The organism is Cryobacterium sp. Y57, from assembly GCF_002929505.1.
Taxonomy (GTDB): domain Bacteria; phylum Actinomycetota; class Actinomycetes; order Actinomycetales; family Microbacteriaceae; genus Cryobacterium.
The window spans coordinates 60,842-72,998 of record NZ_PJJL01000060.1 but is presented as its reverse complement, the minus strand read 5'-3'; the positions used below and the strand labels follow the sequence as shown (position 1 = coordinate 72,998).

At 63.9% G+C, this 12,157-nt stretch carries 8 protein-coding genes and 1 pseudogene; 2 read left to right on the top strand and 7 right to left on the bottom strand.

The genetic code is table 11. The features are described from left to right. Positions 1–262: 262 nt before the first annotated feature. Positions 263–2,095: a bifunctional 3'-5' exonuclease/DNA polymerase gene (locus tag CXY72_RS06065; protein ID WP_370446219.1), complete on the bottom strand. Its 1,833-nt coding sequence runs from the start codon at positions 2,093–2,095 to the stop codon at positions 263–265. Positions 2,096–2,188: 93 nt separating this feature from the next. After that, a complete protein-coding gene (locus tag CXY72_RS06060) occupies positions 2,189–2,689 on the bottom strand; it encodes a hypothetical protein (protein WP_104126791.1) in 501 nt (166 codons plus the stop codon). Positions 2,690–2,762: 73 nt separating this feature from the next. Here CXY72_RS06060 and CXY72_RS19505 point away from each other — a divergent pair, with 73 nt between their 5' ends. Continuing rightward, the gene (locus CXY72_RS19505; RefSeq protein WP_158252502.1) at positions 2,763–2,975 is read left to right on the top strand and encodes a hypothetical protein; all 213 of its coding nucleotides are present in this window, start codon (positions 2,763–2,765) and stop codon (positions 2,973–2,975) included. Next, on the top strand, positions 2,959–4,044 hold the full coding sequence (locus CXY72_RS06050) for an SDR family oxidoreductase (protein ID WP_104126789.1): 1,086 nt from the start codon (positions 2,959–2,961) through the stop codon (positions 4,042–4,044). Before CXY72_RS19505 ends, CXY72_RS06050 begins: the two co-directional genes overlap by 17 nt. Positions 4,045–4,079: 35 nt before the next feature. On the opposite strand, the gene CXY72_RS06045 is transcribed toward CXY72_RS06050, so the two are convergent. From CXY72_RS06045 to CXY72_RS06025, 5 genes and pseudogenes are all read right to left on the bottom strand, one after another. After that, positions 4,080–5,303, bottom strand: a complete 1,224-nt coding sequence (locus CXY72_RS06045) for a NarK/NasA family nitrate transporter (protein WP_104126788.1) — start codon at positions 5,301–5,303, stop codon at positions 4,080–4,082. 2 nt (positions 5,304–5,305) lie between these two features. Continuing rightward, positions 5,306–6,058 carry a respiratory nitrate reductase subunit gamma gene (gene narI, locus CXY72_RS06040; protein ID WP_104126787.1) on the bottom strand — a complete coding sequence of 251 codons (753 nt, stop codon included), beginning with the start codon at positions 6,056–6,058 and terminating at the stop codon, positions 5,306–5,308. A 2-nt stretch (positions 6,059–6,060) separates the two neighbouring features. Then, positions 6,061–6,678 (bottom strand): nitrate reductase molybdenum cofactor assembly chaperone, encoded by a 618-nt coding sequence (gene narJ, locus CXY72_RS06035; protein ID WP_104126786.1) that lies wholly within the window; start codon positions 6,676–6,678, stop codon positions 6,061–6,063. Continuing rightward, positions 6,675–8,429: pseudogene (gene narH / locus CXY72_RS06030) on the bottom strand (nitrate reductase subunit beta). Before narH ends, narJ begins: the two are co-directional and overlap by 4 nt. Further along, the gene (locus CXY72_RS06025) at positions 8,429–12,085 is read right to left on the bottom strand and encodes a nitrate reductase subunit alpha (RefSeq protein WP_104126785.1); all 3,657 of its coding nucleotides are present in this window, start codon (positions 12,083–12,085) and stop codon (positions 8,429–8,431) included. The pseudogene narH and the gene CXY72_RS06025 overlap by 1 nt, the downstream one beginning before the upstream one ends. Between the last annotated feature and the right edge of the window lie 72 nt (positions 12,086–12,157).

The following is a 12,157-nucleotide window of genomic DNA, read 5'->3' as shown; positions in this document are numbered from 1 at the left end:
CCACCCCCACTAACCACCCCACAACTCCCTCGCAGAAACCCGGCGGGCCCACGTGCACACAGCACGCGAGGCCCGCCTCTTTGCACACCCCAGCGAAAACCCGCTACGCCCGCCACGGGTCACGGGATGCCCACGTCTCGAACCGTGAGGATGGAGGCGGGGCTCGGGCTGGCTCTGACTGTCGGTGGGGCTCGACACGGCCGACCAATGGGACCGGCAGGCCGTTTCAACCCTGTCTCAGTGACACCGTGCCGGAGTTGGGCTACTTGGCCTGGGCGTAATTATCGACGGTAGCTACGGTGAGCATGAAATCAACCGGAAAATCGCCGAACATCAACCGGCCGGCAGCCTCGGCCGCCTGCGAGATGATATTGGCAACGGCCTCCGCCTGCGCGGCTGGCGTATGCACGATCACCTCGTCGTGCAGAAAGAACACCAGATGTGGCGAGACGTCGAAGGGCGCGCGGGCACTCGGAGCCAGCCGCGAAGAATGCGCGGCTGTGGTTTCGCGCGCAGTCACAGGATTGAGGCCGGCCTCCGTTGCCGGGCGCGCTTGGCTCGAATGCTCCCTGCAGTGATCCGGGCTCGGCAGGGCTGTGAGCTCCCGGCGAATCGCAGCCATCCAGCACAGCGCCCACTCGGCGGCGCTGCCCTGCACGACGAAGTTACGGGTGAAGCGTCCCCAGTCGCGCGCCTGGCTGCGAGCGCGTCGCTCATCCGTCGCCGTGGCAGCCGGATCGTAAGCCAGAACCTGGGCCGCGTGCCAGTCGGGTCCCGGTATCGGTGATGACCGACCGAGTCGAGTCGTCACCACTTCGCCACGCTCTCCGGCACGAGCCGCAGATTCGGTGAGAGCGATTGCCCGTGGGTAGGCGCGGGCCAGGCGGGGCATGAGCCAACCGCTTTCACCGGTCGTGGCCCCGTACATGGCTCCGAGCATAGCGACCTTGGCGTGATCGCGGGTCTCGACGACGCCGCTGGCCACGATGCCGGCATACAGGTCACTGCCACGACCCGCCCGGGCCATACTCATGTCCTGGGCCAGCGCCGCGAGAATGCGCGGTTCGAGTTGGGCAGCGTCGGCCACGACCAGTTTCCAGCCGTCGTCGGCGACGACGGCACCACGAATTTGCTTGGGTAGTTGGAGGGCTCCTCCGCCACGGGTCGCCCAGCGACCCGTCACAACACCTCCCGGCATGTAGTCCGGGTGGAAGCGGCCGTCGACTACCCAGGATTCCATCCAGAGCCAGCCGTTGGCGCTGAGTAGCCGAGACAGTTTCTTATACTGCAGAAGCGGCTCGATGACCGGATGCTCGAGCTTCTTCAGTTCCCACGCACGCGTCGTAGAAACAAAGAGCCCTGCCCGGTGCAGTGCCTTGATCAACTCCTGGGGGGAGTCCGGGTTGAGGGTGGCATCACCGAGTTCTGAGCGGATGCGCCGGACCAGCAATTCCAGACGCTCGGGACGGAGGGCGGGCGCGACCCGCGGCCCCAGCTCACGGGTGAGAAGGAGTTCATGCACATCGGTGCGCCAGGGCAGCCCGGCGTAACGCATCTCCGCGGCCACGAGGGCGCCAGCGGATTCGGCAGCCAGCAGCAGCCGTATCCGCCCAGAGTCGGTGGCGGACGACACCGCGTCGAGTTGCCGACGAAACTCCCCCGCCGTGTCGGACTTCTCGCTGGCATCAGAATCCGCGTTTGCATCGAAATCAAAGAGTGTCGCCAGGGGCTCCGCTCGGTCGGTCGTGCCGACGCTCACGACGTCCCAGCGCCCTGGCGCCGCCAACGCGAGCTCGCTCGTCATAGTCAGCGCGGAATTTTTCAGGATCACGTGGCACAGACGAAGATCATGGCAGCGCTGCACTCGGATGCCGGCCTCCAGAAGTATCGGGTAGATACGGGCGGTATCCTCCCAGACCCATCGAGGTGCGGCCCGGTCACCGGTGGTCGGTTCACGAGTACTGGGTTCGAGCGTCGACACAAACGACCGAAAATCGGTCAGGGTGAGGCGCGCCGCCTCGATGGAGCGGCCGACATCGTCAAGCGTATCGACCAGGACGTCGCCACCACTTGCCTGCCGCACCAGTACATACACCCCTCCATTCTGCCCGCTACCGACAGACGCCGTACCCATCCGCTTCGTGCTATCGATGGGTACGGCGTCTGCCAGAAGGCCGGATTGCGGTCTTTAGCTCGCGATTTTGTCTCCGTTCGGGGCGACCACCCACCAGACGCCGCCAACACCCTCTCCAGTGGTGTCCCCGGCAGCAGAGTCACCTGCCCAGTAGTAGAGCGGAAGGCCAGCGAGAGTAACTTGTTTGGTGCCATCCGTGCGGGTGATGACGCCGACCTTGCCGGTCACGCCGTCAACCGTGGGGGTGTCGGATTCGGCGACGACGGCAGGCCACTTGACGAGGCACTCGCCCTCGCAGGTGCTCGCGCCGGAGTTTGCGACGTCCTTGTCGAAGACATACAGAGTCATTCCGGCGGTATCGACGACGATCTTGCCGAGTGAACTGTCTGCGGTCGCAAGGGCCGGCTTGACCGCGGCCTCGCTCGTCGGGCTGGCTGAACTCGACGTGTTGGCCGCCGGGGTCGTCGTTCCCTGCGAGCATCCGGTCAGCGCGAGAATGCTGAGCGCTACTGCCCCGACGACTGGTACGGCCTTGAGCCAAATTCTGCTGTTCATGATTGCTTCCTTCTCTCGGTACACGCTCCTGAAATGGAACGTGATGAAGTGCTAGTGCATGAGGTGCGATGACGTGGTGCGCACTGCGACGTTGCTCGGCGTAGGGGTCCTTGGACTTACCACGAGGTACAGCCGGAAATGGTTCAGTGCCCGCATCGACCGAGAGCGCGTGACCCGCGTGCACAGAGTGCCGGCGAACGGGCAACTCGTGATCATCCGCCAGGTGCGGGAGGAGGAATACCTCGCAGAGCACACGGTTGCATTGAGCAATGACTCCTTCACTTGAACCCCGCACCCGCACCGCCCTCGTCGTCGGAGCCTCCGGAATCACCGGTTCCGCCCTGGTCGACCAGTTATCTGCCGAGGGATGGCAGGTTCTCGCCCTCGCCCGCCGCAGCGGGGCAGCCTTACCCGGGGTGCGCTGGATTCAGGCGGACCTTCGCTCCGCCGCCGACCTCAACACAGTGTTGGCCAGTGAGATGCCCGAACGCGTCTTCTTCACCGCCTGGTCCCGTCAGAACACCGAGGAACTCAACATCGAGGTGAACGGCGGCATGGTGCGTGATCTCCTTGCCGCACTCGCCCACGCGCCGGTGCACCACGTCGCCCTGGTCACTGGCCTCAAGCACTACCTTGGCCCGTTCGAGGCTTACGGGCAGGGCACCATGCCCGACACGCCTTTTAGCGAAGACGAACCGCGACTCGACGTGGCGAACTTCTACTACGCACAGGAAGACGCACTGTTCGCGGCATCCGCTCGCCAGGGATTCACCTGGTCGGTGCACCGTTCACACACCGTGATCGGCCACGCGGTCGGCAACCTCATGAACATGGGACTCACCCTTGCCGCACAGGCTGCCGTGTGCAGGCATCTCGATTTTCCTTTTGTGTTCCCCGGCAGCGAGACGCAGTGGAACGGCGTCACCGACATGACCGACGCGACGATCCTTGCCGAGCAGATGGTGTGGGCAGCGACAACGGCCGCCGGGGCCAACGAAGCATTCAACGTGGTCAACGGCGACGTCTTTCGCTGGCGAGCGATGTGGCCGAAGATCGCCGCATACTTCGGCGTCGAACCGGTGGGTTTCGTGGACGAGCCACGTACCCTCGAGGTACAGATGGCAGGGATGGAGCCGGTCTGGGCCGAACTCGCTGCCACGCACAACCTCGTCGAATCTGACTTAGGGCGCATCGCATCGTGGTGGCACACCGACGCCGACCTCGGCCGGAATATCGAGGTCTTCACCGACATCACCAAGAGCCGCCTCGCCGGCTTCACCCCGCACCATCGCACGATCGACTCCTTCACAGCCCTGTTCGACCGGTACCGCGCCGAGAAGATCATCCCTGAGTAGAACGCTTAGCGGTGCCCAAACCGGCAGCGGCACTATCAGTTGACCTGATTTGGCACCGTTTGGTTGGGGTGTTCGTGCACGGCGATGATAGTAAAAACCAAGGCTACGGCTGCCGTTCCCGCCAGCAGGAGCAAACCGATGGCATAACTATTGTCGTCGGCGTTATAGGTGGCCCCCATCACAAGCGGGGGGAAATACCCGCCGAGACCGCCGGCCGCACTGACGATGCCGCTGATCAACCCGACCTTGGCGGGTGGCGAGTTGCGCCCGAGCCAGGCGAAGACTCCCCCAGCCCCCAGCCCCAACGCCGACGCCATCGCCACGAAGGTCAGCCCGGCCGGTATCTCGCCGTCGGGGCGCAGATTCACCACCCAGGCGAGAACAGCGACTGCGGCCAGCGCCACGATGACGACCGGCTTGGGACCGATGCGGTCGGCGAGAATTCCACCGACCGGTCGCAGCAGAACCGCGGCGACGGCAAATCCGGCCGTGCGGGTTCCCGCCGCGGTCAGGTCGAAATCGTAAATATCGCGCAGGTAGGTCGGCAGGTAGGTCGAGAAGGCTACGAACCCGCCGAACACCACACCGTAGAGAAAGCACATCTGCCAGGTCACACCTAGTTTGGCGGCGGCACGGAGCTTGGGAACGAATGGCTGGGAATTCGATACCCAACTCGGAGCATTCCCCATGCAGGTTCGCACGAGAACCGCAGTCGCGACGAGCAGGCAGGCCAGAATCAAGTGCGTGGGAATATAGCCGAACCAGTTCACAAACCTAGGTGTGAAGAACGCGGACAATGCTGTCCCGCCCATTCCGGCACCGAAGATTCCCGTTGCGAAGCCGCGCCGGGACACGTCATACCAGTTGCTCACGAACGGTATCCCGACGGCGAAGACCGTTCCGGCGACACCCAACAGGAGCGCGCACAAGACGAGAGCCCAGTAGACCCCCAGGGTTCCGGCCAGCGCAACGAGCAGAAGCGCGGGGACAGTGGCCACGAGCACCGCGGTGAACATGACCGGCCCACCAAAGCGATCCGTGACCACGCCCACCGGAATACGGCCGATCGAGCCGACAAAGACGGGCATGGCCACCAAAACGGATGCCTGCGTGGACGTCAAGTTCAAATCAACGCTGTAGCGCACACCGAGGGGAGCCACACTCGTCCAGGCCCAGAAACACACCACGGACGACAACGTCGCGAGAACAAGATTGAACCCCTTGCTGGCCCGGGCACGTTCCCGCACACTTTCAGGCATGACTATTTTTTGTCGCGTGCTCGGTCTTCGGTTCCAATCGCTGCCCAGCCGCGTCGGATTGGTCTGATCGCGCCGGGTACCTGGTCGCGGGTGCGGTAGACGATATACGGCCGAAACAGGTAGTGCAGGGGCGCGGTGAAGGCGTGCACCAGACGAGTGAACGGCCAAATGGTGAACAGAAGCATGCCGACGAGCGTGTGGATGTGGAATGAGAACGGGGCTGCGGCCATCGCTGCGATGTCAGGCTGCAGGATGAAAAGCGAGCGAAACCAGGGCGCAACGGTCTCCCGATAATTATGTCCGTGGGCGCCCTCGAACACGCTCGCCAAGGTGGTCCAGAGGCCGAGTACGATCGCGGCGGCCAGTACGACATACATGACCTTGTCGTTGCGGGTTGTCGCCATGAACACCGGGCCGGTCTTGCGCCGGCGATAGATCAGGATCACAATGCCACCGAGCGTGCCCACCCCGGCGACCCCGCCGACAAGTAGGGCGTTGAGATGATAGAAATCCTGGCTCATACCCACCGCGAGCGTCCAGGTCATCGGGATCACCAGACCGAAGAAGTGCCCGGCAATCACCGCGAGGAGGCCGAAGTGAAAGATCGGCGACCCAATCCGCAGCAGGCGGCTTTCATACAGCTGTGACGACCTGGTCGTCCAGCCGAACTGGTCGTATCGGTATCGCCAGATGGAACCGCCGATCAGGATGGTGACCATGACGTACGGCAGGACGCCCCACAGGAGCAGGTCCATGGCTATGCCTCCTTGAGCGGCAATAGCCGGGGATCGTATGGTTCGAGGCCGACGGTCTCGGTTGGCGGGCCGTAACCGGCCATGCGCTGCACCGCTTCGCGATCGGCCGGGGAGGCGCCCGGTAAAGTACCGCACACGCCAGCGACAACCTCGCCGTAAGGTGATCCGTGTTCGATCAGGGCGAGCCTCAGCAGTTCGAGGCTCGGTCGGTACTGCCGAAGCAGCTCCCGACCGGCGACGGGGTCGGCGATCGCCGCAAACTCGAGCACGAGCGGTAGAAAGTCGGGAAGTTCGCCGTGGGTGTTCGTGAGAAAATCGGTCTGCCGATACACCTTTTTGAATGCGGCGAGCACGTCTCCACGACGGCGGGTGTCCCCGTCGGTCCAGTAGGACAGATAAAGCGGATGGTGTTTGCTGAGATCAAAGGTCTCTACGTAGCGCCGCTGCAGAGTGCCGAGGTCGGTCTGTGACAGGTACCCGAGAAAACCCTCGAATTTCGCCGCCTTACGGCCCTGCTCGGCGAGCGCGGCGCGCATGAGCGGCACCCGCTCCAACAGCTGGGTATCGGGATACGACAGGCACCAGCCAGCGGTCTGGTACGCCACCCGATCGCGCATCATGGCGTGACGACCGGCGCGTCGGGCGCGGCTTGAGACCCGCCGGTCGCTTTCGGGCCGCCCAGATCGGCCGGAGAGGCCGCTGCCGCCCGCGGCACGTCACGGGTTTCCGGGAACAGGCCGGCCGGGGCCCCGTTGCCGTCCCAGTTGAGCAGGTTCACCCGGTTGCGCATGGTCACAGCGCTGCTGGCCGTGTCGGAGGTTTGCCGATCCTTCAGAGCGTAGAAATTCTCCACGGCGACCGGTGTCGGCCGTCCGCTGGCCTCGCCGAACGGCGAGTCCTCGTACATGCCAGGGCCGCCCTCGAAGTCGACGGAGCAGCCCATCTCCTCTAGATCGTGCGCCTGCTCCACATGCGCCTTCGGAATAACGTAACGCTCCTCATATTTGGCGATGGCCATCAACCGATACATTTCGTACATCGATTCCGGTGTCATTCCCACGGAGGCCGGGATGTCGACATCCGCTTCCTGGCCAAGGGTGATGCCGCGCATGTACGCGCGCATGGCAGCGAGCCTGCGCAGCACCGCGGTGACGCGGTCGGTATCACCGGCGGTGAACAGTTCCGCGAGGTACTCGACCGGGATGCGCAGGGCATCGATCGCGCCGAACAGGGTTCCGCTGTCTTCAGCGTCGTGACCCTGGTCACTGAGCAGATCCACGATCGGCGACAGCGGCGGAACATACCAGACCATCGGCATGGTGCGATACTCCGGGTGCAGCGGAAGGGCGACCTTATAGATTTTGGCGAGTGCGTAGACCGGTGAGCGTCGGGCTGCGTCGATCCAGTCGTCGGGTACCCCTTGGGCGGACGCCGCGGCCGCCACCGCGGGATCGTTCGGGTCGAGCAGCACATCCATCTGCGATTCGTACAGGTCTTTCTCATCCGTGACGGCCGCAGCATCGGTGACCCGATCGGCGTCGTAGAGGAACAGGCCCAGATAGCGCAGACGCCCCACGCAGGTTTCCGAGCACACCGTCGGCAGGCCGATTTCAACGCGGGGGTAGCAGAAGGTGCATTTCTCGGCCTTGCCGGTTTTGTGGTTGAAATAGATTTTCTTGTAGGGGCAACCGGTGATGCACTGTCGCCATCCGCGGCATTTGTCCTGATCGACGAGCACGATGCCATCCTCGACCCGCTTGTAGATCGCGCCCGAGGGGCACGACGCCATGCAGGAGGGGTTCAGGCAGTGCTCGCAGATGCGGGGCAGGTAGAACATGAAAGTCTGCTCGAAGGCGAATTTGATCTTGTCTTCGGATTCGCGGCGTACCTTTTCGACGATGGGATCAAGGTGGCCCATTTCGGGGGCGCCGCCGAGGTCGTCGTCCCAGTTCGCCGACCAGGTGATTTTGGTGTCCTTTCCCGTGATCAACGATTTTGGTCGGGCGACGGGAAAATCATCTCCGAGTGGCGCGTCGATGAGGGTCTTATAGTCGTAGGTCCAGGGTTCGTAGTAGTCCTTCAGTTCGGGTTGCACCGGGCTTGCGAACAACCCGAGCAGTTTGGCGACGCGACCGCCACTTTTCAGTGCCAGCCGCCCCTTCTTGTTGAGCTTTCAGCCGCCGCGCCATTTTTCCTGGTCTTCGTAGCGGCGCGGATAGCCTTGCCCCGGGCGGGTTTCAACGTTGTTGAACCAGACGTATTCGGTGCCGGCCCGGTTGGTCCAGGCCTGTTTGCAGGTGACCGAGCAGGTATGGCAGCCGATGCACTTGTCGAGGTTCATCACCATGCCCATTTGAGCCATAACGCGCATCAGTACCGCACTTCCTGGGAGCGTCGCCGAATGGTTGAGACCATGTCTCGCTGGTTGCCGGTTGGCCCCAGGTAATTGAAGGCGTAAGAGAGTTGCGCGTAACCGCCGATGAGGTGGGTCGGTTTCACGAGCAGTCGGCTCACCGAGTTGTGGATGCCGCCGCGGCGCCCGGTGGCTTCGGACTTGGGGACATCGATGGTGCGCTCCTGCGCGTGATAGACGTAGACGACGCCCTGCGGCATCCGGTGGCTGACGATGGCTCGGCCCACGAGTACCCCGTTCATGCTCACGCACTCCACCCAGTCATTGTCGGCGACCTCGATGGAGGCCGCATCGATCGGGCTCATCCACACGGTCGGGCCGCCGCGCGACAGCGACAGCATGAACAGGTTGTCTTGGTATTCGGAGTGGATCGACCACTTGGAGTGCGGGGTGAGGTAGCGCACGGTGACTTCGGTGATGCCATTGGGCCCGAATTTGGGTTCGCCGAACAGACGCTGCATGTCAAGCGGCGGCCGGTATGTCGGCAGGGCCTCGCCGAGGTCGATGATCCAAACGTGATCGAGAAAGAAATGCATGCGCCCGGTGAGGGTGTGCCAGGGTTTGAGTCGTTCGACGTTGATCGTGAACGGGGAGTAGCGGCGTACGCCGGTTTCCGTCCCCGACCATTCCGGTGACGTGATCACGGGTACCGGGCCAGCCTGGGTCTGGGCGAAGGTGACGCGTTTCTCCTCGGAACCGGACGCGAGATCGACGAGGTGCATGCCGGTCTGCTTCTCGAGTTCCCTAAAACCCTGCACAGCGAGTTCGCCGTTGGTCGTTCCCGAGAAGCTGAGGATGGCCTGGGCGAATTTCGCGTCGGTGTCGATCGCGGGCCGGCCATCACCGGCACCGCCGAGCATTACTCCGTTGCTGCGGGCGAGCCGTTCAATCTCGTGCTCCATGCGGTAGGTCACGTTTTTCACGGTAAAACCCCGCTCTTCGGCGAGTGGCCCCACTGTGGCGAGTTTCTCGGCGATTGCGGTGTAGTCGCGTTCCACGATCGAAAAAACCGGCATGTTCTGCCCGGGCACAGCGGCAACGGATGCGTCCCGCCAGTCCCGTACGATTCCGCCCGGCTGTGCGATCTCACCGGGGGTGTCGTGCTGCAGTGGCACGCTCACGAGATCCCGCCGGGTACCGAGATGAACCCGGGTCTGCCGGGAGAATGCCTCGGCGAGAAGGCGGAAGGTGTCGAAATCGGTCTTGGCCTCCCAGGGCGGATCGATCGCCGGGCTAAAGGCATGCACGAACGGATGCATGTCGGTTGAGGACAGGTCGTGCTTTTCATACCAGGTGGCCGCCGGAAAGACGATATCCGAGAGCAGCGTGGTCGACGTCATCCGAAAATCGGCGGACACCAGCAGGTCGAGCTTGCCCTCGGGCGCGCTCTCCCGCCAGGTCACATCGCGCGGTCGTGCGGCGTTCACGTGGTCCTGGCCGAGCACATTGTGGTGGGTGCCCAGCAGATGCTTGAGAAAGTACTCGTTGCCCTTGGCGGAGGAACCGAACAGGTTCGAGCGCCACAGCACCAGGGTGCGTGGCCAGTTCTGCGGAGCATCGACGTCGTCGATGGCCGGGGTGAGCCGGCCGCTCTTGAGGGCGTCGGCGATGTAACGCGGGGCATCCGTTGTTTCACCACGGTCGATCGCGGCATGCACCTCGTCGGCGAGGTCGAGCGGGTTGCGGTCGAATTGCGGGTAGAACGGCATCCACCCGAGCCGCGCGGATTGGGCGATCGTGTCGGCGGTGTGCATACCGTCGAAGTGGCCAGTGGCGAGCGGCGATTTCAGGGAGTCGGCCGAGTACCCGTCGGACCGCCACTGGTCAGTGTGCATATACCAGTAGCCGGTGCCGATCATCGTGCGCGGCGGGCGACTCCAGTCCAGCGCGTTGGCGAGCGAGATCCAGCCGGTGATCGGACGGGTCTTCTCCTGCCCCACGTAATGCGCCCAACCACCGCCGTTACGGCCCATGCACCCGGTCAGCATCAGCAGCGACAGTACTGCCCGGTATGTCGCGTCGCCGTGGAACCACTGGCAGATCCCGGCGCCCATGATGATCATCGACCGGCCCTTGGATTGCTCGGCATTGCGGGCAAATTCCCGCGCCACCCGAATGCAGGCTTCGGCTGGAACACTCGTGATCTCGGCCTGCCAGGCCGGCGTGTACGGCGCGGACACGTCGTCGTAACCGGTAGCCCAGTCGCCCGGCAGCCCGGGACGGCCCACCCCGTACTGGGCCATCATCAGGTCGAACACCGTCGTCACCACATGTCCGGCGACGCGGCGCACCGGCACCCCGCGGGTGAGAATGGATCCCTCCCCCGATGGTGCTTCAAAACATGGCAGACGGATGCTCACTGCCTCGCCGTTCGCCCCGTCCAGAAGCGTCAACGCCGGGTCGACACCCTCCAGATCCAGGTTCCACTTGCCCTGTCCGGCCTCGCCGTAGCGGTAACCCATCGAACCGTTCGGCACCACGGGCATACCGGTGTTCGCGTCGAGGAGTACCGTCTTGAACGCGGCTCCCTCCGTCTGGGAGTGCTCCGGCAGGTCGGCCGCCATCAGGTCGGTGTAGCGGCGCACGTAACCTTCGAAGTACGGAACGCTCCGGTCGACGAAGAATTCCTTGAGCAGTACGTGGCCCATCGCCATGGCGAGGGCGGCATCCGTTCCGGCCTGCGCCGGCAACCACTCATCGGCGAATTTGGTGTTGTCTGCGTAGTCGGGGCTGATCGCGATGACCTTGGTTCCTCGGTAGCGTACCTCGGTCATCCAGTGCGCATCCGGTGTGCGGGTCACCGGCACGTTCGAGCCCCACATCATGAGGTAGGTGGCGTCCCACCAGTCGCCGGATTCCGGAACGTCGGTCTGGTCGCCGAAAACCTGCGGGCTGGCCACCGGGAGGTCAGCGTACCAATCGTAGAACGACGTCATGACGCCGCCGATGAGCTGAATAAAGCGGTTTCCGGCGGCGTGGGAAACCATCGACATGGCCGGGATGGGCGAGAACCCCGAGCAGCGGTCGGGACCGTATGCCTTGATCGTGTGCACGTGGGCCGCAGCGGTGATCTCGATCGCTTCCGTCCACGGGATGCGAACGAGGCCGCCCTTGCCTTGAGCCTGCTGGTACCGGCGACGACGGTCGGGGTCTCCCATGACGTCCGCCCAGGCCAGCACCGGGTCATTCAGCCTGGCCTTGGCTTCACGGTACATTTCGACGAGGACGCCGCGGGCGTAGGGATACCGCACCCGGGTCGGCGAGTAGGTGTACCAGCTGAAGGCTGCTCCGCGCGGACAGCCGCGGGGTTCGTACTCCGGACTGTCTGGTCCGACCGAGGGGTAATCCGTCTGCTGGGCTTCCCAGGTGATGATGCCGTCGCGCACGTACACCTTCCACGAGCAGGACCCGGTGCAGTTCACCCCGTGGGTGGACCGCACCACTTTGTCGTGGCTCCACCGGTCACGGTAGAACACGTCGCCCTTACGGCCGCCTTCGCGAAATACCGCCCGGCCGTCATCTGTCTGTTCCCACCGAGTGAAGAAACGGCCAAGCGACAGCATTGCATCCGACGCTTTTCCATCTAACCCGGCAGGCAAAGGTCCAGCTGCCATGACGATAGCCTAAGTCGGTGTTTCGCCCAGCGCATGCACGACTTTGGTGGTTCGCGAAATTGACCGCACCCG

What these genes read in the sequence shown, in the direction of transcription:
- CXY72_RS06050 (WP_104126789.1), top strand. Translation starts at nt 2,959, where the DNA reads ATGACTCCTTCACTTGAACCCCGCACCCGCACCGCCCTCGTCGTCGGA.
- CXY72_RS06045 (WP_104126788.1), bottom strand. Translation starts at nt 5,303, where the DNA reads ATGCCTGAAAGTGTGCGGGAACGTGCCCGGGCCAGCAAGGGGTTCAAT.
- CXY72_RS06025 (WP_104126785.1), bottom strand. Translation starts at nt 12,085, where the DNA reads ATGGCAGCTGGACCTTTGCCTGCCGGGTTAGATGGAAAAGCGTCGGAT.
- narJ (WP_104126786.1), bottom strand. Translation starts at nt 6,678, where the DNA reads ATGATGCGCGATCGGGTGGCGTACCAGACCGCTGGCTGGTGCCTGTCG.
- narI (WP_104126787.1), bottom strand. Translation starts at nt 6,058, where the DNA reads ATGGACCTGCTCCTGTGGGGCGTCCTGCCGTACGTCATGGTCACCATC.
- CXY72_RS06060 (WP_104126791.1), bottom strand. Translation starts at nt 2,689, where the DNA reads ATGAACAGCAGAATTTGGCTCAAGGCCGTACCAGTCGTCGGGGCAGTA.